27 protein-coding genes and 1 other annotated feature are annotated in these 23,616 nt (G+C 40.6%); of the genes, 19 read left to right on the top strand and 8 right to left on the bottom strand.

The window, feature by feature from the left end:
- The first annotated feature begins 10 nt into the window (after positions 1 to 10).
- The gene (gene fabF / locus ORD22_RS01385; protein WP_317644052.1) at positions 11 to 1,246 is read left to right on the top strand and encodes a beta-ketoacyl-ACP synthase II; all 1,236 of its coding nucleotides are present in this window, start codon (positions 11 to 13) and stop codon (positions 1,244 to 1,246) included.
- A 2,012-nt stretch (positions 1,247 to 3,258) separates the two neighbouring features.
- Here fabF and trpS read toward each other — a convergent pair.
- The gene (gene trpS, locus ORD22_RS01380; protein WP_317644051.1) at positions 3,259 to 4,245 is read right to left on the bottom strand and encodes a tryptophan--tRNA ligase; all 987 of its coding nucleotides are present in this window, start codon (positions 4,243 to 4,245) and stop codon (positions 3,259 to 3,261) included.
- Between the two features lie 70 nt (positions 4,246 to 4,315).
- Positions 4,316 to 4,532: a binding site (T-box leader), on the bottom strand.
- A 428-nt stretch (positions 4,533 to 4,960) separates the two neighbouring features.
- Between trpS and spxA the strand changes: the two genes are divergently transcribed.
- From spxA to pepF, 5 genes are all read left to right on the top strand, one after another.
- Positions 4,961 to 5,359: a transcriptional regulator SpxA gene (gene spxA, locus ORD22_RS01375; RefSeq protein WP_009765721.1), complete on the top strand. Its 399-nt coding sequence runs from the start codon at positions 4,961 to 4,963 to the stop codon at positions 5,357 to 5,359.
- Positions 5,360 to 5,597: 238 nt separating this feature from the next.
- Complete coding sequence (gene mecA / locus ORD22_RS01370; protein ID WP_317644050.1) at positions 5,598 to 6,248, top strand: adaptor protein MecA; 651 nt, start codon at positions 5,598 to 5,600, stop codon at positions 6,246 to 6,248.
- A gap of 637 nt (positions 6,249 to 6,885) precedes the next feature.
- The gene (locus tag ORD22_RS01365; protein ID WP_317644049.1) at positions 6,886 to 7,251 is read left to right on the top strand and encodes a hypothetical protein; all 366 of its coding nucleotides are present in this window, start codon (positions 6,886 to 6,888) and stop codon (positions 7,249 to 7,251) included.
- Between the two features lie 42 nt (positions 7,252 to 7,293).
- The gene (locus ORD22_RS01360; RefSeq protein ID WP_317644048.1) at positions 7,294 to 8,451 is read left to right on the top strand and encodes a competence protein CoiA; all 1,158 of its coding nucleotides are present in this window, start codon (positions 7,294 to 7,296) and stop codon (positions 8,449 to 8,451) included.
- Between the two features lie 50 nt (positions 8,452 to 8,501).
- Complete coding sequence (pepF, locus tag ORD22_RS01355) at positions 8,502 to 10,319, top strand: oligoendopeptidase F (protein ID WP_317644047.1); 1,818 nt, start codon at positions 8,502 to 8,504, stop codon at positions 10,317 to 10,319.
- Positions 10,320 to 10,733: 414 nt separating this feature from the next.
- Here pepF and ORD22_RS01350 read toward each other — a convergent pair whose 3' ends face one another.
- From ORD22_RS01350 to ORD22_RS01340, 3 genes are all read right to left on the bottom strand, one after another.
- On the bottom strand, positions 10,734 to 11,555 hold the full coding sequence (locus tag ORD22_RS01350; protein WP_317644046.1) for a DsbA family protein: 822 nt from the start codon (positions 11,553 to 11,555) through the stop codon (positions 10,734 to 10,736).
- Positions 11,552 to 11,944, bottom strand: coding sequence for a globin domain-containing protein (locus ORD22_RS01345; RefSeq protein ID WP_317644045.1), 393 nt, complete (start codon positions 11,942 to 11,944; stop codon positions 11,552 to 11,554). The genes ORD22_RS01350 and ORD22_RS01345 overlap by 4 nt, the downstream gene beginning before the upstream one ends.
- A 188-nt stretch (positions 11,945 to 12,132) precedes the next feature.
- Positions 12,133 to 12,786 (bottom strand): lytic transglycosylase domain-containing protein, encoded by a 654-nt coding sequence (locus tag ORD22_RS01340; RefSeq protein WP_317644043.1) that lies wholly within the window; start codon positions 12,784 to 12,786, stop codon positions 12,133 to 12,135.
- A 156-nt stretch (positions 12,787 to 12,942) separates the two neighbouring features.
- On the opposite strand from ORD22_RS01340, the gene ORD22_RS01335 reads away from it, so the two are divergent.
- From ORD22_RS01335 to ORD22_RS01315, 5 genes are all read left to right on the top strand, one after another.
- The gene (locus ORD22_RS01335; RefSeq protein WP_317644042.1) at positions 12,943 to 13,332 is read left to right on the top strand and encodes a UPF0738 family protein; all 390 of its coding nucleotides are present in this window, start codon (positions 12,943 to 12,945) and stop codon (positions 13,330 to 13,332) included.
- Positions 13,333 to 13,373: 41 nt separating this feature from the next.
- On the top strand, positions 13,374 to 14,207 hold the full coding sequence (locus tag ORD22_RS01330; protein ID WP_317644041.1) for an NAD kinase: 834 nt from the start codon (positions 13,374 to 13,376) through the stop codon (positions 14,205 to 14,207).
- 37 nt (positions 14,208 to 14,244) lie between these two features.
- A complete protein-coding gene (locus ORD22_RS01325; protein WP_317644040.1) occupies positions 14,245 to 15,108 on the top strand; it encodes an RluA family pseudouridine synthase in 864 nt (287 codons plus the stop codon).
- Positions 15,109 to 15,242: 134 nt separating this feature from the next.
- Positions 15,243 to 16,619, top strand: a complete 1,377-nt coding sequence (gene mgtE, locus ORD22_RS01320) for a magnesium transporter (RefSeq protein WP_317644039.1) — start codon at positions 15,243 to 15,245, stop codon at positions 16,617 to 16,619.
- A gap of 78 nt (positions 16,620 to 16,697) precedes the next feature.
- Positions 16,698 to 17,093 (top strand): hypothetical protein, encoded by a 396-nt coding sequence (locus ORD22_RS01315; protein WP_317644038.1) that lies wholly within the window; start codon positions 16,698 to 16,700, stop codon positions 17,091 to 17,093.
- 69 nt (positions 17,094 to 17,162) lie between these two features.
- Here the strand turns inward: ORD22_RS01315 and ORD22_RS01310 are convergent, their stop codons facing one another.
- Positions 17,163 to 17,690, bottom strand: coding sequence for a CotY/CotZ family spore coat protein (locus ORD22_RS01310; protein ID WP_317644037.1), 528 nt, complete (start codon positions 17,688 to 17,690; stop codon positions 17,163 to 17,165).
- A 128-nt stretch (positions 17,691 to 17,818) separates the two neighbouring features.
- On the opposite strand from ORD22_RS01310, the gene ORD22_RS01305 reads away from it, so the two are divergent.
- The 7 genes from ORD22_RS01305 (at position 17,819) to ORD22_RS01275 (ending at position 20,905) form a co-directional block, all read left to right on the top strand.
- On the top strand, positions 17,819 to 18,211 hold the full coding sequence (locus ORD22_RS01305) for a YhcN/YlaJ family sporulation lipoprotein (protein ID WP_317644036.1): 393 nt from the start codon (positions 17,819 to 17,821) through the stop codon (positions 18,209 to 18,211).
- Positions 18,211 to 18,666, top strand: coding sequence for a stage V sporulation protein AC (gene spoVAC, locus ORD22_RS01300; RefSeq protein ID WP_317644035.1), 456 nt, complete (start codon positions 18,211 to 18,213; stop codon positions 18,664 to 18,666). The genes ORD22_RS01305 and spoVAC overlap by 1 nt, the downstream gene beginning before the upstream one ends.
- Positions 18,660 to 19,679, top strand: a complete 1,020-nt coding sequence (locus ORD22_RS01295; RefSeq protein WP_317644034.1) for a stage V sporulation protein AD — start codon at positions 18,660 to 18,662, stop codon at positions 19,677 to 19,679. Before spoVAC ends, ORD22_RS01295 begins: the two co-directional genes overlap by 7 nt.
- Positions 19,676 to 20,038 carry a stage V sporulation protein AE gene (gene spoVAE, locus ORD22_RS01290; protein WP_099688309.1) on the top strand — a complete coding sequence of 121 codons (363 nt, stop codon included), beginning with the start codon at positions 19,676 to 19,678 and terminating at the stop codon, positions 20,036 to 20,038. Before ORD22_RS01295 ends, spoVAE begins: the two co-directional genes overlap by 4 nt.
- Positions 20,039 to 20,040: 2 nt before the next feature.
- Complete coding sequence (locus ORD22_RS01285; RefSeq protein ID WP_317644033.1) at positions 20,041 to 20,241, top strand: YjcZ family sporulation protein; 201 nt, start codon at positions 20,041 to 20,043, stop codon at positions 20,239 to 20,241.
- A gap of 15 nt (positions 20,242 to 20,256) precedes the next feature.
- Positions 20,257 to 20,511, top strand: a complete 255-nt coding sequence (locus ORD22_RS01280; RefSeq protein WP_317644032.1) for a stage VI sporulation protein F — start codon at positions 20,257 to 20,259, stop codon at positions 20,509 to 20,511.
- 82 nt (positions 20,512 to 20,593) lie between these two features.
- The gene (locus tag ORD22_RS01275; protein WP_317644031.1) at positions 20,594 to 20,905 is read left to right on the top strand and encodes a hypothetical protein; all 312 of its coding nucleotides are present in this window, start codon (positions 20,594 to 20,596) and stop codon (positions 20,903 to 20,905) included.
- A gap of 61 nt (positions 20,906 to 20,966) precedes the next feature.
- On the opposite strand, the gene ORD22_RS01270 is transcribed toward ORD22_RS01275, so the two are convergent.
- The 3 genes from ORD22_RS01270 to ORD22_RS01260 form a co-directional block, all read right to left on the bottom strand.
- A complete protein-coding gene (locus ORD22_RS01270; RefSeq protein ID WP_317644030.1) occupies positions 20,967 to 21,404 on the bottom strand; it encodes a GNAT family N-acetyltransferase in 438 nt (145 codons plus the stop codon).
- A gap of 7 nt (positions 21,405 to 21,411) precedes the next feature.
- Positions 21,412 to 21,927, bottom strand: a complete 516-nt coding sequence (locus ORD22_RS01265) for a YjcG family protein (protein ID WP_317644029.1) — start codon at positions 21,925 to 21,927, stop codon at positions 21,412 to 21,414.
- An 86-nt stretch (positions 21,928 to 22,013) separates the two neighbouring features.
- Entirely contained in the window at positions 22,014 to 22,736 is a 723-nt protein-coding gene (locus ORD22_RS01260; RefSeq protein WP_317644028.1) for an esterase family protein, read from the bottom strand.
- Positions 22,737 to 22,843: 107 nt separating this feature from the next.
- Here ORD22_RS01260 and ORD22_RS01255 point away from each other — a divergent pair, with 107 nt between their 5' ends.
- Positions 22,844 to 23,395 (top strand): phosphatidylglycerophosphatase A family protein, encoded by a 552-nt coding sequence (locus ORD22_RS01255; RefSeq protein WP_317644027.1) that lies wholly within the window; start codon positions 22,844 to 22,846, stop codon positions 23,393 to 23,395.
- Positions 23,396 to 23,616 lie beyond the last annotated feature (221 nt).

Here is a 23,616-nt window from a genome sequence, read left to right as displayed (position 1 = left end):
AAGTTTAACATTGGAAAAAAGACGTGTAGTGGTAACGGGAATCGGTGGAGTTTCACCAGTAGGTAATACAGCTGAAGAGTCTTGGAAAGCAGTCATTGAAGGCAAATCCGGAATTGACATCATGACAAGATTAGATCATGAAAAATTTCCTGTACGTGCGATGGCAGAAGTAAAAGGTTTTGATATTGAACAGTACGTTTCACGTAAAGATGCTCGCAAAATGGACCGTTTCACACATTATGCGGTTGCTTCCGCATTAATGGCAATGAAAGATGCAGATCTAGTCTTAGACGAAGAACTAGCACCGCGTACGGGTGTATGGATCGGCTCTGGTATTGGTGGAATGGAATCACATGAAGCTCAATTCCTAACGTTTCAAGAAAAAGGCTATAGACGCGTCAGCCCATTCTTCGTTCCAATGATGATTCCGGATATGGCGGCAGGACAAGTTTCTATTATCACAGGCGCAAAAGGAATCAACTCTTGTTCGGTAACTGCATGTGCTTCCGGAACGAACTCAATCGGAGATGCGTTTGAAGTTATTCTTCGTGGGGATGCAGATGTTATGATCACAGGCGGAACAGAGGCACCTATTACATCACTTGCTGTAGCAGGATTCATCGCAAGCACTGCACTGTCGCTTAATGAAGACCCTAAAAAAGCATCACGTCCATTTGATAAGAACCGCGATGGTTTCGTAATGGGTGAAGGTGCTGGGATTCTAATTTTAGAAGAGTATGAGCATGCGGTTAAACGTGGAGCGAAAATCTATGCTGAACTCGTAGGTTATGGTTCTACTGGAGATGCACACCACATTACTGCGCCTGCACCAGGTGGAGAAGGTGGCGCTCGCGCGATGCGTCAAGCGCTTGCTAAAGCAGGAGTGGAGCCGACACAAGTTGGTTATATTAACGCGCATGGTACGAGTACGCCATATAATGATTTGTTTGAAACGATGGCGGCTAAAACGGTGTTTGGTGATCACGCGTATAAATTAGCAATGAGTTCAACAAAGTCCATGACGGGTCATTTGCTCGGTGCGGCAGGTGGAATTGAAGCGATTTTCACTGTGAAGGCGCTGCAGGAGGGTATTCTTCCTCCGACAACGAATTACGAAACGCCAGATCCTGAATGTGATTTGGATTATGTGGTGAATGAAGCGCGTAAAGCGGATATCACATATGCGATGAGTAACTCGTTGGGCTTTGGCGGTCATAATGCTTCGTTGGTGTTTAAGAAGATATAAAGTGTTGGAAAAGAGCTGGGCGAGAAGTTTTTTAAACTTCTTGCTACAGCTCTTTTTTGTCGTTGCTCGACTTTTTTACGTTATTGAAGTTAGTAAAGGTCAGCTTTCTATCATCGCTGCGGCACGTGGGGGATTGCCTCCCGCCATGAGCCAACTAGCAAAGAACGCGTTAGTTGTCTCATGGCTTCGGCCGACCCCGCAGTTGTGCCTACGCTAGTGAGTACAGTGTAGTTTTTGTAGGCTTTGGAACATTATAAAATTCACTTTTAAACTTCAACGCACTATGTTACTTACTTTCCCTCACCAAACGCAGGCGCCTTACAAGCGGGAGCCATCCGCCAGCGCCGAAGTGGGTTCAGTGATGAATTACTTCCCTATATACAGAAGCGAATTGAAGTGGCTTGAAGTTACTGAATCGCTGACGAACTACTAAGATTATGTCGCATCGTTGCACGCCTTTTTTAGGGTGCTGAAGTTCGTAATGGTCAGCTTTCTATCATCGCTTCGGCACGTGGGGGATTGCCTCCCACAAAGAGCCAACTAGCAAAGGACGCTAGCTGTCTCTTTGTTTCGGCTGACCCCGCAGTTGTGCCTTCGCTTTTGAATACAGAGTAGTTTTAGTGGGCTTTGGTACAAAGGTAAACCATTTTGTGTTGGATCGTTGCACGACTTTTTAACGGTACTAAAGTTAGTAAAGGTCAACTTTCTATCAACGCTTCGGCACGTGGGGGATTGCCTCCCGCCATGAGCCAACTAGCAAAAGGCGCGCTAGTTGTCTCCTGGCTTCGGCCGACCCCGCAGTTGTGCCTTCGCTAGTGAGTACAGCGTAGTGTTGGTAGTCTTTGAAACTTACTGAATTTCACTTTTTGACATCAATGTACTTGCTAACTACTACTTAAAAAACGTAGGCGCCTTACAAGCGGTAGGCGGAGCGATAAGACGGATAGGCGCTCTTCCTATCTGGCTTATTGCGGGAGCCATCCGCCAGCGCCGCAGTGTGTACAATGATGAATTACTTCACTTTATAAAGTAGAGGATTGAAGTGTCTAGAACTTACTAAAGCCCTTACTAACTTTTCCGGTACTGAAGGTAGTAAAGTTCAGCTTTCTATCACCGCTACGGCACGTGGGGGATTGCCTTCCACAAAGAGCCAACTAGCAAAAGGCGCTAGCTGTCTCTTTGTTTCGGCTGACCCCGCAGTTGTGCTTACGCTAATGAGTACAGTGTAGTTTTAGTGGGCTTTGGCACTTACCGAATTAAACCTTTCAACTTTAATATACTATGCTATTTATTTTCCTCACTAAACGCAGGCGCCTTACAAGCGGTAGGCGGAGCAATAAGACGGATAGGCGCCCTTCCTATCTGGCTTATTGCGGGAGCCATCCGCTAGCGCCGCAGTGGGTTCAGTGATGAATCACTACCCTATGTACAGTGACGTTTTGAAGTGTCCAGAACTTACTAAATCCCTTACCAACTTCAAAAAGCTAGGCTATTTACTTCTCCTCACTAAACGCAGGCGCCTTACAAGCGGTAGGCGGAGCAATAAGACGGATAGGTGCTCTTCCTATCTGGCTCATTGCGGGAGCCATCCGTCAGCGCCGAAGTGGGTTCAGTGATGAATTACTTCTCTATATACAGTGGCTTTTTGAAGTGGCTTGAAGTTACTAAATCCTTCCACTCGTAAAATAGAGCCGCTAAAAAACAACTGTCATAGTAAGTTCATTGACAGATGTTCTAGCGGCTTTTTACTTTTACTCGGCTTTTGAAAAGAATGCTCGTCTAATTAGCCTATCCTTATACATATGATGAAAGAAAATGATAAAGGACGAGGATTCGTGTGACGCGTTTTCTATTATTCATATTAAGCTATTGCATCATTGTTATTACACTCGCGAATTTACTTTTTTACTTAAACTACTCCGCGCTAGGTTATGACTATCGGCAAATTTTATTGTTTATCCTACAGTCTAGCGATTTTACGCTGCTCGTTATAGCGACTGTACTGCTAGTAATTACCGTCTACGTCCCAAGCCCATCGCAGCCTCCATCTTTTTAAGAGTGGCGCTTGCGATGGCATTTGCTTTTACTGCACCTTGGTCGAGGATTTCGTCTAGTTCAGGTGACTCGATCAATTCATAATAACGTTTCTGGATACCTTCTAAGTGCTTGATAATTGCTTCGGCTACACCTGCTTTAAATGCTCCGTAACCAAGACCTTCGTATTTAGCTTCTAAGTCGGCGATAGATACACCACTCAATGAAGATTCAATTATCAACAGGTTTGAGACGCCTGGTTTATTTTCTACGTCGAATTTTACAATACCTTCTGAATCAGTCACAGCACTTTTGATTTTCTTTTCAATTTCTTTTGGCGTATCCAAAATAGTGATCGTCGCTTTTTTATTTGGATCGGATTTACTCATTTTCTTTAAAGGATCTTGTAAAGATTTTATACGCGCACCGTTTTTAGGAATACGAACGGTCGGAATGGTCAATACTTTACCGTAGCGACTGTTAAATCGCTCAGCCAAGCCCCGTGTTAACTCTAAATGTTGTTTCTGGTCATCTCCTACTGGAACGATATCTGTATTGTAGAGCAGAATATCGGCCGCCATTAATGGTGGGTATGTCAATAGGGCAGCAGAGACACCTTCAGCGCCATCAGATTTATCTTTGAACTGTGTCATGCGTTCAAGTTCACCGATATATGAAACGCATTGCATAATCCAGCCTGCTTGTGCATGTGCGGGTACTTCTGACTGGATGAATAACGTGGACTTTTCTGGATTGATACCACTTGCGATATATGTAGCGGCTAGTGATCGAATCGCTTTTTTAAGGTCATCTGGATTTTGTTGTACCGTAATCGCGTGTTGATCGACGATACAGAAGATGCAGTCCTCATCATTTTGTAGCTCAACAAATTGACGGAATGCACCGATGTAATTACCTAAAGTGATGACACCTGTTGGCTGAACGCCAGAAAAAATTGTTTTCATTAGTGTGTTTCCTCCTTTTGATAAATAAAGAACTAAAAAATGGCATAAAAAAACACCAGTCATCCCTGTAAATAGGGACGATTGATGAAAAGGTAACCGTGGTACCACCCGAATTGCTTTATAAAAAGCCGCTCAAATCCCTTAACGCGGGAAGACGTGACGGACTACTCGTGTTCATCCATCAAGCTCAGGAGCCCATTCTTTTTGTACGGTTTTGCTTGTTTCCACCTAAGACAAGCTCTCTGAGAAAACCGAGGCAAAAATACTTTTTCCTTCATTGCCATTCGCTTATTGCTTAAAATTATAGAGCTTTTTTTCACTCAATGCAAATTTTATTGAGAAAAAGTAAAAGTAATTGATGGAAAATGAAACCTTTTAGTACATCTGTACGTACTATAATTAAGAGAAGGAATGGTAAAACATTTTATCTAAATGAGAATGCTTTTATTTTATTGCATAGGTTTAAAACGATTAATTACTGGGTATAAAAGAAGAAGATATGCATTTATCGCAGAAAACTACATGTTTCTTTTAAGGTTTGTAGAAATTTGAGAAAGTTTGTATTCTGTATAATTTTTTTAGAAAAAGTATATTAATTGAGAATGATTACGTGTATAATGGGTATTGTAAAGATAAATTATAATAATTCTAAACTAAATTGTAAACATATTAAATCTAACTGAGCGCAAGCCAATTGGAAAGGACGTGTCAATGAATGGGTGTTACACTTTATACATCACCTAGTTGTACATCTTGTAGAAAAGCAAAAGCATGGTTGGAGGAGCATGAGATTCCTTATACTGAGCGTAATATTTTCTCAGAGCCATTGAATATTCAAGAAATCAAACAAATTCTTCGCATGACTGAAGATGGAACAGATGAAATTATTTCTACACGATCTAAGATCTTCCAAAAACTAAATGTTGACGTGGAAAGTCTTCCACTTCAAAGATTATATGAATTAATTCAAGAGCATCCAGGTCTATTAAGAAGACCAATCATTCTAGATGAAAAAAGACTTCAAGTAGGATACAATGAAGATGAGATTCGTCGATTCCTACCGAGAAAAGTTAGGGCCTATCAGCTGCTCGAAGCGCGGCGTATGGTTAACTAATCTAATACAAAGCTGATAGGGATGACACGGGATACATTTGTGCCTATCGGCTTTTTTGAATTGAAAATTCCCTTGTATTCCTCTAGGCATTTTGCTTCAATGCTTACGTATAAAAAGGTATATTGTAATAAACCCTTTCGAAACTGGTTGTGTCGACATATAGTAATAGTAAGCATTGCAAGTAAGTGTTCATCATATGACAGGGGAGGGCCTGTTCTACAGAAGGGAGAGATAAGGGATGGAAATAGAGCGCATTAACGAAAACACGGTAAAGTTTTATCTTTCTTATGGAGATATTGAAGAGCGTGGCTTTAGTAAAGAAGACGTTTGGTATAATCGAGATAAAAGCGAAGAGCTTTTTTGGGATATGATGGATGAGCTTGGCGACGATACGGAGTTTGAAGTGGAAGGTCCGCTTTGGATTCAAGTCAATGCAATGAATGAAGGTATTGAAGTAATTGTTACGCGTGCACATCTACCGAAAAACGCAGAGTCCTCACAATTTCCTTTTGGTATCGAAGATCCAGAAGAATTATTTGATCCAATTTTTGATGCAATCAAAGAAGAGGAAAATGACAGTGAAGAAGAATTGCAAATCAGTAACAGATTGTTTGTATTCAATGAATTTGATGAGTTGATTCCGTTAGCTTCTAAAATGATTTCACTCGAAGATCCATTTGAATCGCAGATCTTTGCATTCGAAGATCGTTATTATCTCAACTTACGTTTCGACTATTCTCTGATTGAGAAGAAACGCGCCAAGGATATAGCGAGTATAGTTACTGAATACGGTACACCGTCTAAAATGTCTATTTATCGGGTAGAAGAATACGGTACAGTCGTTATGGAGTCCGACGTTTTCGCCCAAATAAATAAATTTTTCTCATAGCATTCTAAAAAGCTACCAGGCAACTGGTAGCTTTTTTGTATTAACTAATTAAAGAATATATAGTATTTGTCACTGAACCAAATCATCGCTGGTGGCTGCGTTTAGTGAGGGGAAGTAAGTGGCATAACACTTTGAAGTTGGTTAGTGATTCAGTAAGTACTAGACACGTTGATCTGCTTCTGTATGTAGTGAAGTAATTCATCACTGAACCCACTCCGGCGCTGGCGGATGGCTCCCGCAATGAGCCAGAAAGGAAGTGCACCTATCCGTCTTATTGCTCCGCCTAGCGCTTGTAAGGAGCCTTCGTTTAGTGAGGAGAAGTAAATAGCCTAGCTTTTTGAAGTTGGTAAGGGATTTAGTAAGTTCTGGACACTTCAAAACGTCACTGTACATAGGGGAGTGATTCATCACTGAACCCACTCCGGCGCTGGCGGATGGCTCCCGCGATGAGCCAGAAAGAAGATCGCCTCTCTGTCTCATCGCTCCGCCTACCGCTTGTAAGGCGCCTTCGTTTTTTGTGTAGTTATTAGTTAGCCTTGTACATTGAAGGCAAAAAGTGAAATTCGCTAAGTTCCTAAGACTACAAAATTACACTGTACTCAAAAGCGTAGGCACAACTGCGGGGTCAGCCGGAGCCATGAGCCAACTAGCGCCCTTCGCTTGTTGGCTCATGACGGGAGGCAATCCCCCACGTGCCGCAGCGGTGATAGGAAGCAGACCTTTACCAACTTCAGTAACGATAAAGAGTCGAGTTACGTCACATCACAAACTGGTTTTCCTATGTACAGAAACCCATCCAATCTCCCCTGTACTCACTAGCGTAGGCACAACTGCGGGGTCAGCCGAAACGAAGAGACAGCTAGCGCCCTTTGCTAGTTGGCTCTTTGTGGGAGGCAATCCCCCACGTGCCGAAGCGTTGATAGGAAACCGACCTTTACTACCTCGAGTATCGAAAAAGAGTCGAGCAACGATCCACCCTAAGAAACTAACACTTGCCAAATAGCCCGACAATTCGTAAAATATAGTTAAAAGGAGCGTGAGTCATTTGTTAACAGCCCACACAGCCAAAGGACAAACAGTCGTATTGACTAGAAACATGTCCCTTCCTGAACTGCGTGAGTGGCGTAAAAACGAAACTTTTTATTGTTCCCAATGCAAAGAAAAAGTACAACTAAAAGTCGGCGATATCGTCATTCCCCACTTCGCACACTATCAACAAACCAACTGCCGCGAAAGCTTCTCAGAAGGGGAATCCCCAACCCATCTACTCGGCAAAGCTCAACTCCATGAACTTTTCCTACGTCACAAAACCGAAGTGAAGCTAGAACCATTCCTACCCGACATTCGTCAAAGACCCGATCTACTCGTTACTTGGCAAGAAACGCACGTGCCGATCGAATTTCAATGTAGTGTTATCCCTCTCGAACTTGTCCAACAACGTAACGAAGGCTACCATATGCTTGATATGCAACCCATCTGGATTATCATCACTCCACCCGCCATACGTTCGTCTTCCGCTCATATACTTTCCATTCGTCTATCCCAATTTCAACAATTTTTTATTCGTCCCACACATGCCCGGACAGGTAGTAGTGTGCCGTTGCTTCTCACGTACAATCCGTCCAGCGAACAATTCCATTACCTCAGCCATATGATCCATCTCCAAGGATCTACGTATGCCTTGCTTCATTCAATCATGCGTATACGTCATCAATCCCTCCCGTTTGCACTGCCAGCAGCACCTGCTGAAAAAGACGTTCAAGAACTTACGCGTCACTATCAAGAAGCCCGCCGCAAGTATCTTCGTTCGGTTATTGGGTATAATCATAGAGGAGTTCATAATCAATTTTTGCGTGCGTGTTATGAAATGCGAGTGCAACCTATTCATCTACCTACATGGATCGGTGTGCCAACGATAGGGCAGGAAACTTTTAAGCAATCGGATTGTGAATGGCAAGCTCTACTAATTGCGGCTATGCGTGAAACACGAAGGACCCCATTTCAATTGGATCGCTCATTTTATCGTTCCTTCATAAAAAAGTTTGAAGGGGATGATGAAAAACAATTGGAAGCTTGCGTAAACTATGTGGATTTTTTGCGTCAAGAACGCATAGATATCTATCGACTGGATAAATACTTAGGCGGTAACTACGTTCAGGAAATCCTTTTGGGGCGTTTTCTTGCAATGCATGCGAAGTATTGAGAAAATATAGTGGAATCAATTATGGGTAACAGGCTGAAGGAGGAATTTGATTGACGAATGAACATAAAGTATTAACGCGTGACGAAGTATCTGAAGAGGAAACTTGGCGCTTAGAGGATATCTTCGTTTCAGATGAAGCGTGGGATAAAGAATACCGTAAAATCGAAGAAATGGTGAACGAAGCTGAACAGTATAAAGGAACACTTGGTAATGGGGCAAGACCACTATTTGAAGCACTAACTTATCGGGATAAGCTAGCTGAACGTTTACGTAGATTGTACACGTATGCACACTTGAAGACAGACCAAGACACAACGAATGGTTTCTATCAGGCGATGGATGGGCGCATTAAGTCTTTAGTCGTAAAAGTGTCTACGGCATTGTCTTATTTCACACCTGAATTGCTTGCGATAGACGAAGCGCAATTGAACGCAACAATTGAATCTCATGAAGGTTTACGTCTATATAAACAAGAATTTGAAGAATTGAATGCTGAGCGCGCGCATATTCTTTCTGCCGAGCAGGAAGAATTACTGGCACAACTTTCAGAGGTAACAGGCAATTCTGCCGAAACATTTAGCATGCTAAACAATGCGGATTTGACGTTTGGATTAATAAAAGACGAAGAAGGCAATGAAATTCAACTAACACATGGTCGTTATTCACGTTTCTTGGAAAGTAAAGATGCCAAAGTTAGAGAAGCAGCATTCAAAGAAATGTATGCGAAATATGGTGAATTTAAAAATACATTTGCATCGACACTAAGCGGAAACGTCAAAGCGCATAATGTCAAAGCGAGAATTAGAAAATACACTTCTGCGAGACACGCGGCTTTATCAGGCAATCATATTCCAGAACAAGTGTATGAGAACTTAGTTTCCACAATCCATAAAAACTTAAACTTACTACACCGCTACGTAGCGTTACGTAAGAAAGTTTTGCAGTTGGATGAAATGCATATGTGGGACATTTACACACCACTTGTTGAAGATACAGAAATTAAATACACGTATGAAGAAGCAAAAAATACGATGTTAGAAAGTTTCCACCCGTTAGGAGAAGACTACACTTCAATCGTCAAGGAAGGTCTTGAGAACCGTTGGGTAGACGTTCGTGAAAACAAAGGAAAACGTTCAGGGGCGTATTCATCTGGTTCGTATGGAACGAACCCGTATATCTTGATGAACTGGCAAGACAATGTAAATAACTTGTTTACGCTAGCGCATGAATTTGGTCATAGTGTGCATAGTTATTATTCACGTAAAAATCAGCCGTTTATTTATAGTGGTTATTCGATTTTTGTAGCGGAAGTGGCATCTACTGTAAACGAAGCTTTATTGAACGATCACTTATTGAAAGTGACGACAGATAAAGACAAACGAATTTATTTACTCAACCATTGGTTAGATGGCTTCCGAGCGACTGTATTCCGACAGACGATGTTTGCTGAATTTGAACACTTAATTCATGTGCTTGATCAAGAAGGTGTGCCTTTGACAGCAGAAAAGTTAACGGAAGAATACCATGCGCTGAATCAGAAATATTATGGCGATGCTATAGTAAATGATGAAGAAATTGGTCTGGAATGGGCTCGTATACCACACTTCTATTACAATTATTATGTTTACCAGTATGCAACAGGATATAGTGCGGCAGTAGCACTGAGCAAGCAAATCCTTGAAGAAGGAGAGTCGGCAGTTGAACGTTATATTTCTAACTTCTTGAAAGCTGGATCTTCTGATTATCCAATTGAAGTATTGAAAAAAGCAGGGGTTGATATGACTTCAGAACAGCCGATTGAAGAGGCTTGTCGTGTCTTTGAAGAGAGATTAGAGGAACTGGAACGGTTATTGGAAAAGAGAGGGTAATCAAAGACTGTATATTTCGACAATATGTATCGATTTTTGTGTACAATCGATGTAAATTGTTGAACTCATAAGTCATTTATGATATGGTTATGTTGTGGAATAAATCACATACCAAACATACACCCCTTTTGTTTGAACGTGAACATTTCTCCCATTCCCTTTGAAAAAGAGTATTCACTCCCCCCCAGGAGAGAATGCTCTTTTCTTTTTGTGTGAAAATAATAATATTTGGATACCAACTCCAAACAGTTTAAGGCCTACTTGCAGTGATCGACGGAACTTCCGCTTCACTATCTTTAGAAGTATACACTGATGAAACGAAGAGTAACGGTATCTTTACCACAAACATTAGCTTATATAAAATAAAATCCAAAGCCCTCATACGGAAGGCTTTGGATTGGTTAAAAGTGCTGTTTAATATAGAGAGCAGTCATGCTGTTTTTTGCGCCATAATGTACGATCTTGAAATGGAATACGTTCGATTTGTTGCTTTAGCAGACGCTTCTTTAGTTCGCGTTCTGCTTCTTTTTCGGTAATTTGATAGATTTCAGCTACTTCCTTAGTCGTTAGTAAGTCAAAGCGGTTGAATAGGGAGCTGATGGATGGAGGCATATCAGGTAAGATTTGTCCACCGATCAATTCCTCTAAAATCTGTTCATAAATCGCATAATCATAGCGACCACTTACTTTCAAGCCTTCATCTTCAATATTACTATTAAAAAAGACAAAAGTAGGGGCTTCGGCAACTTCCATTTCATTACCTAGAAACATATCTACTTGTAATGCGCGCAACGTTTCCGCAGATGTGAAGTCTGCAATAAATTCATCCACATCAATATTGATGCGTGCCGCAATTTCCACAAGTACTGAAAAAGAGGATACATCTCGTTTTTTTAAGAATGAATACTCTAATAAACAGGATAAATAGCGAAATCCTGCTCGTTTTCCTTGGAATTCAGCAGCTTTGACAGCGATACTTGGAAAACAAGGATTGGAGCTTTTAGTAGGGCTAGAATCTTTTGAATCGCATAAGTAAGGAACGTTAAGTTTAGGTAATGGCGTTCGCAACGCAATTCTTAACGTGAAGTAATGATCGTATTCGACTTGCAATTTTCGTAAGATTGGCTGCAGTGACCAACAATCCTTACAGTAAGGATCTAAAAATACATAAAGTTCAATGGGCTTTGCTGAAGCAGAATAGTGTAACGTATCATCGATAGCAGTTAGATAGTTCACTCGTCTTCCTCCTCGTTCCTATTTACCATATGATTGGCTGTTAAGACAAGGCGCTGGTAATAGACATCACGCAGTGGTCCCTCCAGTCCTACTTCATCCATTGCTTCCGCCATGCATGCTAGCCATGCTTTCGCGCGAGTAGGTGTAATAGGGAACGGCATATGTCGTGCTTTCATCATGGGATGGCCATGTTCTTCTGTAAACAGGTTAGGGCCCCCTAAATATTGTGTCTGAAATTGTTTTTGTTTCCGAATTGTTTCGGTTAAATCTTCAGGGAATATCGGATAGAGATCCGGATGCACCGCCACTTTTGCGTAGAATCGTTCTATTAGTTCGCTTAACCTTTTCTCGCCGATCTCCTCAAAAGGGATGACTGGTTTTCGGGTCATCACATTCACACCCCTTCATTCATCTGTGTCTTTATTCTATCAACGAACGATTTTCTATACAAATAAAAGAGCTTATTTATAAAAAATTGTTATATAGCAGTTGAATTTTAGTGGGTGATTGTACTAGGTCAACCGTATGTAGATGAAGGAATTCAACTAGCTGATTGTAATTGAGAAATTTACTGCGTTCAAACCTTTTGTCCGTAGTAGTGCATGACTTTTTTTACGTAGTTTTGTGTTTCCTTAAACGGTGGGATTCCGCCATATTTTTTAACGTTTCCTGGTCCAGCATTGTATGCGGCTAGAGCTGTTTCAATCGATCCGAATTGATTAAGCATACTGCGTAAATATTTGGCACCGCCCATGATGTTTTGCTTTGGATCGAAGCGGTCAGTGACACCGAGGAATTTTGCTGTGCCTGGCATGAGTTGCATAAGCCCGCCTGCACCCGCAGAGCTAGTGGCGTGGGTGTTGAAATTAGATTCTTGCTTGATGACTGCTGAAATCAATTTCTCGGGCAGTTGGTATGTAGTTGCTGCTTCTTTAATAATATCTCCGTATTGTCCTTTTCCTGTCGTGCTAGTTTCAGGTAAGGGGATAGGTAGGGAGATGGCAGGTAAAATCGATGGTGTATAGGCCTCGCCTTGGTAAAGTAGGCTGTCATTTGCTAATGAAGGCGTTTGGACACGGCCCATTGTGCTTTCAGTCATCAATTGTGAAAGTAATAACTGGAATTCATTGGAGTCACCCGATGATCTAGTACCGAAAGACTGTACCGCTCCGAGAGTCTGTAATGTATTAAGTTCAAGAAGTAACCGCATGTTTAGTGGGGGTAGGCTCATACTCATTCCTCCTATATATTAAGAAGTTTTAATTTTAATAAGTTTGTTCATCTTCATTATACCAATTTTCGTTGCAGAATGGGCAATTACAAAATGCAACAATGAGTGGCATATGGTAGACTGAACGTAAAGACTTTATTTAAGGAAGTGGTCAACTTGGATAGGCAAAATAAAATAATAAATATAGATCAGCAGGGTAATGAAATACACTTCATTTTAAATCCTGATGCGGAGTGGCCTTTAGGTACGCCAACCGGAAAAATGCTGACTGACACAGACCGACATTCATTCGTTTATGTATTTGATCATGAGTCGGGATATCGCTATGCTTATTTTTCGCAAGATAGCTGGAATGGGCTAGTAGACGTACTTCTAAAAGATGCTCACCCCATTTTAGTGTGTAATGAAGAGACGCTTCCTATGGAAGGGTTAAAAGAAGAACTACAGGCGTTGATTTTCAATATTGAGGGTAATCATAATTATGGTGAAGAATTCAGCGCTGCGGTTGAAGAAGTATTTCAACCAGTATTAGAGCAGGTTGATTAATAATGGCTATTGAATTTCAGAAAAGGAAGGGGAGTGACCTAATGAAGTTCACAATTCAGTCGCGAAACGATGAGATTTCGAATAAGTTGATGAAAGAAGCAAGAGTTTATTTACGAGATTTTGGCTTGAAGTACGATGAAGAAGAGCCGGATATTGTGTTGTCGATTGGTGGAGATGGGACGTTACTACATGCTTTCCATAAATACATACACCGACTAGATAAAACATCTTTTGTTGGGATTCATACAGGGCATTTAGGTTTTTATGCCGATTGGAAACCTTCTGAAATTGAGAAGTTAGTTATTTTGATTGCTCGACAGGAATTTGAAGTAGTTGAATATCCATTGCTCGAAGTAACGATCAATTATCGACATTCCGAAAAAAGTGCTTCTTATTTGGCGCTAAATGAGTCTACGGTGAAATCACCTGATGTGACATTGGTAATGGACGTAGAATTAAATGGTGAACATTTTGAACGCTTTAGAGGAGATGGGCTTTGTATGTCAACACCTTCAGGGTCTACTGCATATAGTAAATCACTTGGTGGAGCGATTATCCATCCTTCGTTACCGTCTATGCAACTGACAGAAATGGCTTCTATTAATAACCGTGTTTTCCGTACAGTAGGTTCACCACTTATTTTGCCCGATCATCATGTGTGCACGTTGACGCCGGTAAAAGGTCCAGACTTCATGGTCACAGTGGATCACCTGCAATTGCTTCATAAAGATGTAAAGTCAATTGAATACAAAGTGGCCAATGAAAAAATGGGGTTTGCTCGTTTTAGACCGTTTCCTTTCTGGATGCGAGTAAATGAATCGTTCGTGGCGAGTGATTTAATCTTTGAACGTGAAGATGATGAAAAGAAAAACTAAGACTTTATTTCAATTAGACTTTGAAGTGGCAGAGACCATGATGCTCCGTAATTTTTTGACGAAGAAAGAAATATCCAAGACTACATTGACGGCTATTAAATACACAGGTGGTTCGATCTTGGTCAATGGACAGCATCAAAACGTTCGCTATATCGTACAAGCAGGCGATCAGGTGACGATTGTATTTCCACCTGAGCAGTTAAGCGAAGGGCTCACGCCAGAGGTTGGAGAGATGTCCATTTTATATGAAGATGAGACGATTTTATTACTCGATAAACCTGCTGGTCAAAGTACGATCCCTTCACGTAATCATCCTTCGGGCACACTAGCAAACTTCGTCTGTGGAAAGTTTGAAGCAGAAGGGGTTCCTTCTACTGCACATATAGTGACGAGACTTGATACGGATACGTCCGGTGTCATTTGTGTAGCGAAGAATCGGCATATCCATCATCTGTTGAGTAAGCAGATGAATGAAAATGTTTTTCAGCGGCGCTATGTAGCGTTCGTAGAAGGTAGAATCACTTCCTCTTTTTTGACGATTGAGCAACCCATTGGTAGGAAGGTTGGAAGTATCATTGAGCGAACAGTGCGTGAAGATGGGCAGTATGCGAAGACAGATGTGTTGGTGAAAGGGACGTATGTTCATGATTCATGTGAATTTACTGTTGTAGAATTAACATTGCATACAGGAAGGACACATCAAATTCGTGTTCATTTGCAGTGGCTAGGTCATCCGTTAGTTGGCGATGATTTATATGAGGCTACAGATTGTAACTTTGCACGCCAGGCATTGCATTGTTCTTCCCTCAGTTTCCTTCATCCACTCACGAAGGAACGTATGACGTTCGAAAGTCCTTTACCTAAAGATTTGAATGCATTTTTACAACAAAGTGCTAAGTAGCGTATGATTAAAAATGATCTAGATTCTTCTAACGAAGTTTGAAGCAGTCTAGTATAATAATTTTTAAGGAAATAATTATAGTACGCTATTGAGTAAGGGGCGTCCTATAAGCGTAGAAGGGACGGTGTGAAATCATGGTAACCCCACTAGATGAACTGAAAAATGAAAAGGTCTTGGATGAAGCGAAGTTGAAATCGTTACTTGTTGAGGAAGATATCCATGCGTTTAGACAAGAATACTTGGCTCTTCACCCGTATGATCGTGCAATTTTTTATGAAGAAGTTGGTGCAGAACTTCGGGAATTAATGTATTTTTATTTATCACCAAGAGAACTTGCGGAGGTTTTTGAGACAAGTGAAATTGAGGAAGATGAATATAAACAGTTCCTTGAAGAGATGGATGCGACTTACGCTGCAGAAATGATTTCATACATGTTTGTGGATAATGCAGTTGATGTCCTGAAAGAACTTGATAAAAAGCAAGTCGTTAGTTATCTAACGTTAATGGATAAAGAAGCAGCGATTCAGATTAAAGCATTGCTACACTATGAAGAATATACAGCTGGATCAATCATGACGACGGAATTTGTCACAGTATCTGAGAATTCAACCGTTCGTTCCGCGATGACAATTTTGCGTAGTGAAGCTCCAAGCGCTGAAACGGTTTACTATATTTTCGTAGTAGACGATAGTCAACGTCTAACAGGTGTCGTCTCGCTTCGTGACTTGATCATTGCAGATGAAGACACGTTAATTCGGGATATTATGAGCGATCGTGTAGTTAGTGTTTCCGTTTCTGATGACCAAGAAGACGTTGCGCGAACAATACAGGATTATAATTTCCTAGCTGTTCCTGTTGTTGATTTCCAACAACATATTTTAGGTATTATTACAGTCGATGACATTATCGACGTTATTGATGAAGAAGCATCGGATGACTATTCCAAACTTGCCGGTGTCTCTACGATGGATACATTTGATAAGAACTCTTTTTCTGCAGCTAAGAAACGAATACCTTGGTTGATCACATTGATCGTTCTAGGTATGTTAACAGCTAATTTAATTGATTTATTTACTGAAACAATTTCTCAAGTCGCTTTGTTAGCGGTCTTCATTCCGCTAATTGCAGGAACTGCTGGAAATAGTGGTACGCAATCATTGGCTGTTGCGGTCCGCGGTATTGCGACAAGAGATATTGAAGACGAGAGTAAATTTAAGTTACTCATTCGAGAAGCCGGTACTGGGCTAATTACTGGTTTGGTCTGTGCGATATTTGTCATATTATTAATATTCGTTTGGAAACATGAACTAATTATCGCGTTATTGGTTGGAGCAGCTATACTTGTGTCCATCTTTGTCGCTACAATTTCTGGATCATTCATTCCATTATTTATGCACAAAATCAAAGTGGATCCGGCAGTCGCTTCAGGTCCATTCATCACAACACTTAATGATGTTATTAGTATTATTATCTATCTTGGCTTAGCAACAGCATTCATCGGCTCCTTGTGAACGATGGGTGCTTTTTTGTTGTTCTTGGAACGTTAGGCTTTTTGATTACATATGCTAGACGAAAAGGATGTGATGAAGATGCGTCATGAAGAGCCGTTATTGTTTGTTAACAGTCCGGTGATTAGGAAGTATATTTATAAACCTGTACCTGAAGAAGAGAGCACGTCTGTTTTTGAAATGGAGCACACAAGAAACGTAGAGAGGAGAATAGAGCCACCTGTACTGGACGATCCTGTAAAAGAGAAGTTGTTGGTAATTCCACATATTCAGCAAAACTTGGAGTATTTAGACCATCCGTTTCGCAAAGAGTTATATCAACCGATCGAAGTCGTGACTGACGTGCAAGTGATAAAAGGGAAAATCCATGAAGTAGATCATAACTTGTTATGGATGAAGAAAGATGAAGAGCTTATTTCGGTGGTCATTAGTGATATTAGGGATATCAAATGGAAACAGCAATCATTCACTCTATAATTTTAAAAAGCGAACTCTATTAACTAGAGTTCGCTTTTTCGCATTGCAAGCAGTGGTGCTAAAACCTATTTACGCTTCATCGCAGAAATCAATATAGACATCATCGATACATTGAATACCACAGAAGCAACTTAAATCTACTGTTAAACAAGTGTTAGTTGGTCCGAAACCATTCACTTTACAAACCTTTTCCAAGCAAACCTTACCATTATCATAGATGTCGAATGGATTGTCGTTGTATAACGGTTGTAATACTTGAATCGTTGCACAGCACGAGTCAAATACTGTCTGTACTCTGAAGAATACAGAGACACAGCTAGTTGATGTTGGATGCGGTTTTGACTTTTTACCGCCTCTGAATACCCCTTTGAAATAATCCCCATCATCTGTCAGTAGACTAAATACGCGAGTGTTCACACGCCCTCGTACCGGACTGACCAAACTGCCTAATGGCGCCATGAAACAATCTGTATCGCACTCTACACAATCCACTTCTGGACTCGTGCTCTGGACGCGTTTAATATAACGTACGACCTCGCAAATACAATTGGACTTATGACAACCATCAAAATTACATTCTCTTCTTTCACATCCCACTACTGTCCACCTCCTGTTTATCGTTCTCTATACCTTATGCGCAAGTACTAAAGAGGGTAGGGCGTTTGCACAGATATGCATAAATCGTTAACGAATATTCCATACTGTTCAGAAGGGAGGCGACAGTTTTGAAAAAACTATTATATCTGTTGCTAGTCAGTTTGTTACTAACAGGTTGTAGTGAAAAAGGAACGTATATTGAAAACACCACGACTCATGATACAGTTCCCTTAGAAAAAGCGCTTGACAGTAATGAGCATGTCAAGTTGGCAGTTGCTTTGTTACACGAAGAGGACTTGATTGTAGGAATCCGTGTAAACACATTCTCAAGATTCCAAAAGAAAAAGATTGCGAATAGGATTAAAAAGGAATTGAAAAAAGAATATCCGGATTTAGAAGTTACTGTTTCAGCAGATAGTAAGGTGTTGTTGGAGACGGATCAGTTGATAAAAAAAGGAGATTCGAAAAATTATCAAAAGAAAATAGATGAAATCAAATCCATCGCAAAGGAGCAAACCTAATGGAACAAGAAAAGTATGCTCATTTAGAGAAAGAACTATCCCCAAAAACTCCTATTCTTAAAAATGTCATCAAAGCCTTTTTGGTAGGTGGTTCGATTTGTTTGACTGGGCAGTGTATCGCACTTTTTTATATTACGTACTTTGATTTTACAGAACGAACAGCGAGCAATCCGACAGTTGCTACAATGATCTTTATCTCTATGTTATTAACTGGTTTTGGATTGTATAAAAAAATATCACAGTTTGGTGGAGCAGGCGCTTCCGTTCCTATAACAGGGTTTGGAAATGCGGTAGTGTCATCTGCAATTGAGCATAAATCGGAGGGTTATGTGCTAGGAGTAGGAGGCAATATGTTTAAGTTAGCAGGATCAGTCATTTTATTTGGTGTGTTTTCAGCTTTCATCGTTGCACTTATAAAAACAATACTAGTGAAATTTGGTGTCGTGTCATGGTGAAAAATGGAGTTCTTACTTTTTCTTCTATGCCAAGTCTATATTCAACAGGCGTGACGGCCGGACCTTTAGAAAAGAAGAAAAGCGTCTTTGCTGAGCAATTCGATAAAGCGTATGAAGATGAACGCTGTGATTTGTCGACAAATGAACACGGACATAAACAGCTAATGTACGATGCAGTAATGATTGCACTGAGTAAAGAAAAAAAGACCATCGATAAAATTGATTTCTTTTTAACAGGGGATTTAGTAAATCAAATGACGCCTTCGAACTTCACAGCGCATGAACTAGGTATACCGTACATAGGGATGTTTGCGGCTTGTGCGACTTCGGTTTCTTCTATGATAACGGCTGCGTTACTTGCAGATGCAGAGCAGGCGAGATGGCTGATTGCTGGTTCATCAAGTCAACATAATGCAATCGAAAGGCAATTCCGCTATCCACTAGCGTACGGTTCACAAAAAGGGGCCACTGCACAATGGACGGTAACCGCGGCAGGTGCTGTTTTAATAGGCCAGCATAAGGAAGGGAACCCATCGATTTGCTGTGCAACTGTTGGTAAAGTGGTAGATATGGGAATGACAGATCCTTTGAATATGGGGGCTGCGATGGCACCTGCTGCAATGGAAACATTGTCTTGTCATTTGAAAGGACATAAAAAAACAATTGATGACTACGATACGATTATTACTGGTGATTTAGGCAGTAATGGCTTTAAAATCTTTAAAGCTCTAGCGAATGAAAATGGTTTGTCTCATACGAAAAATTTTCGAGATGCCGGTGAAGAGTTTTACGGAAATGATCCTTCTTTTAATGCAGGAGCAAGTGGCTCGGGTTGTTCAGCAGCTGTGTTTCTGTCAGATGTTTATAACAAATTACAAAAGAGAGAGTATAAACGGGTGTTGCTCATCGCTACAGGTGCCCTATTATCCCCACTGACCTATCAACAGGGAGATAGTATTCCATGTATCGCGCATGCAATTGAAGTCACAATGGATGGGGTGAGTGTCTATTGATATCTATTTATATTACTTCATTCATCGTAGGTGGTTTGATCTGTGTCATTGGACAATTGTTGATGGATGTGGCGAAATTGACCCCCGCACACACACTATGTTCTTTAGTAGTCGCGGGATCTATTTTAGACGGTTTCGGCTTGTATGAGCCTTTGATCGACTTTGCGGGTGCAGGCGCTACCATTCCGATTACGTCGTTTGGAAATGCTTTAACCCATGGAGCGCTAGCAGAGGCAGAAAAGCATGGCTTGATAGGTGTGGTAACGGGTATGTTCGAAGTGACAAGTTCAGGTATCAGTGCTGCTATTATTTTCGGATTAATAGGTGCTTTGCTATTTACTTCAAAAGGAAATGTTTGAAAATGCCCTCTCCAATTCCTCCTTCTCTGCATATGGTAGAGAAGAAGGAAGGAGGGGTTTTTATGTATGGATGTTTCCCATCTCAGGGTCAAGGTTATTATGGACACGGCGGAGGGTGTGGAGAAAGATATGGTGGTTCTTCGTTCGTATTAATCGTCGTCCTATTTATTTTGCTGATTATTGTAGGCAGAAGCTACTTCTAAGGAGGAGATTGATAGATGAACGATTCGTTCTTTCGAAAAATAGAATCTAAGACAGGTGTGCCGATGGAAGAAGTATTTGCATTAGCTAATGCTATCCAATTTGCCGATTTTAAAGATGAACGTCAAGTGAGAAAAATCATACAAAAAGTAAGTCAGTTAGCTAATAAGGATGTACCGCAGCATGTGGAAGATGAACTCGTGAATTCAATCATTCAAAGTGGAAAAGGACTGAATTTAAACGACATTAACCATATGTTAGGCGGAAAGTAAAAGAATTTCCGAAACGAGGTTTATAAATGTTCGTTTTTGGATATAGTATAAATAAACGATGAAATCAAAGGAGGTGCACATCATGGGCTATATTTTACCGATCCAGAACTTTCAATCTCAACAATATGCGGAAAGAATGAACAACCAACCCCATAATTTCGCTTATATTGATCGAATAAGTCCAGTAAGACTAAATAATGAGGAATCCAACTATTGGGAAGATGTTTTACAGGAAGAAGACCGGCGCCATAAAGAGCAAATGGAAGAAAGAAACATGAAGCGTGCACCTCAATCTTTAGCAAAAAACGGATTCATTGCTCCGAATCCAGCAAAACTATCTCCTGCGATTGCAGAAGTAGTAGGTAAAGGATTATCTATTAATGCATATGTATAAAAGAACAAAAACCTTGTCAGCCCTAGGGTTGACAAGGTTTTTTTAGTTGTCTAGCAAAAAGCTATTCATCGAGCAAGTTTTTTTCCATTGCTCGATGGGGAATGTCTGCGTCCATAAACTCAGGCGATGTCACGACATATCCTAGTTTTTCATAGAAAGGTACAGCATGTGATTGTGCATTCAAAAGAAGTTTTTTCATAGAGTGTTTTCTAGCATGTTCTTCTAGTGTGTTCATAATCAACTTACCGATATGTTTTCCGCGATGTTCTGCTAAGATACAAATTCTTTCTATTTTCCCGTGTGCATTTACGAGGCCTCTCATTCGGCCAGCACCAATGGGGTGATTCTCTTCATCATAAACGACGAAATGTGTAGCGTCTTGATCGTATTCATCTAGTTCCAAATTCAGAGGTACACCCTGTTCTTCTACAAACACTTTTTTACGAACAGTATATGCATCCTCCCTACCTTGTTCATCTGTAACAATCTTCACTGTCATCAACAAATCAAGAATTCCGATCTAGACGGAATGTTTCATACACTGTCCAAGAGCCGTCTTCTAGTTGGTATAATAAATGGATGCGGTCGATAACTTCTAAATGTTCGACTCCAACCATTTTTATTTGATTAATTACATCATCGTGTTCTCCAGAAGTTAATTCTTGAGCAATTGTGATGTGTGGTACAAATGCATAATTGGATGCATTCTCATAAAAGTTTACGTTCAGATCTTTATGCAAAGAAAGTAATTCATCATTTGGAGTAACCTTGAAATAAATCGTATTCGTAGTAGGAGCGAACGTGCTTACTTTTGTGACATTTAACTCAAAAGGGCTGTTCTTGATCGTGATTTCTTTCAACGCTTTTGCGACTTCTTCAATTTCCTGATCATTCGCCTCGAACGGATCTTTCAGCGTCATATGGGGTGTGATCAGTGCATAATGCGGATCATATCTCTTGCGATACCCATTTGCTGTGTCTTGAAGTTTTTTTGAAGGGAATGCAACAATGCCGTATTTCATTTAGATTGCCTCCTTGTGAATGGATTTATTTTGAACTCGTCCGTTTCAGTATATCAGAGAATAGCCCGACTTGTCTTATGTTAAGACTAAAGACTGTTAATTTCAAGCAGAGCTCGTCGGATATCTGGCTGCCAAGACTTCCATGTATGGTCACCTTCAAGTTCTTCATAAAAGTATGGAAATCTTTTTTCTTTTATCAATTGATGAAGCTCTCGATTAGGAGTCAAGAAGTCCAAGCGCCCATCAGCAGTAGTAGGGACGTAGGTTTCTTGTTTGCCAATTACATGATAAATCGATAAGGCAGAAGGATCTTTAATGGATTGAACAGCGTCCAGTACATGCTTGTTAACGAATGGTGAATGTAAAACAACTTTTCCAAAACAATTCGGATATTTCGAAGCGGTGAGTAAAGAGATAGATGCCGCTAATGAGTCTCCGATCAGCATACGACTTGAACCGATTTGGTATGTTGGGTATGTTTCATCAATATACTGGATTAATTCATGTGCAAGAAAACGAATATATGCTTCGTGGCGGTCTCCTTCAGGATGATACAGTCGTCTGCGTTCTTCCACAGTTTTATAAGGAATACCTACGATGATGACGGGTTCAATCAACTCTTCTTCCATTAACTCGTCTGCTATTCGACCGATCCGACCTAGCTGGAAGTAATCTTTTCCGTCCGACGCTAGTATAATGTTATGTTTATAAAGTGGTGAGTAGCGAGAGGGCAAATAAAGCAATAGCTCCATTTCTTCTTGCAGTTCTTTGCTGTAAAAGCAGATTTCTTCAATCTTACCTGGATTCATTTTGTAGGACCTCCCAAAATAATGTACACTTAGTAAATATCATACCGATAAGTACTAGTGTAAAGCTAGTGAAATATAATCGTGTGTGGAAAGAGAGGGAAAGTAATATGGCAGCAGATAAAAATATAGTTCATTCAGATGTAGTGACGGCAGCAACGAAAGATGCGTTGATCCGTCGTGGGGTTAAAATTGAAGATATTGCGAAAATCGTTTATGAAATGCAGGTACCTTATAATAAAGGACTATCTCTCGCTCAATGTATCGATTCTGTTGAAGCAGTATTGCGTAAACGGGAGTTACAACATGCGATTCTAGTAGGTGTAGAATTAGATGAAATTGCAGAAAGAGGTCAACTATCTGCACCGCTTCAGCAAATTGTTGAGTCGGATGAAGGGTTGTTCGGCGTTGATGAGACAATCGCATTGGGGGCCGTATATACGTATGGGTCGATCGCGGTAACAACGTTCGGACATTTGGATAAGAATAAGATTGGAATTATTAATGAATTGGACACAAAAAAAGGTATTGGTATCCATACGTTCTTAGATGATCTTGTTGCGAGTGTGGCGGCTTGTGCATCGTCACGAATTGCACATAGGACGCGTGACTTACAAGAAGCGGGTTTAACGTTTAAGGATGTACAAAACGGCAACGGCTAATATAGTCAATAATGCACAGACACGAGAAATAGGGTGTTTGTGCTTTTTTGGTTATAGAAGTGAGTAGGGAGTATGCTGTTATGCTTCCGGGGGCTTGCAGTAAGCGTAAATCTCATACCAGTCACTGTATAAATTCTTTTGTAATTTATTAGAGCGATTGAAGAACGATAGTGACACTCTTTTCTGATAGACTAAGGAATTGGATGATTATACTAAAATAT

It is taken from the genome of Sporosarcina sp. GW1-11 (assembly GCF_033088395.1).
Classification (GTDB): domain Bacteria; phylum Bacillota; class Bacilli; order Bacillales_A; family Planococcaceae; genus Sporosarcina.
Note: the sequence above shows the minus strand (reverse complement) of the source record. Positions and strands in the feature narration are given on the sequence as shown.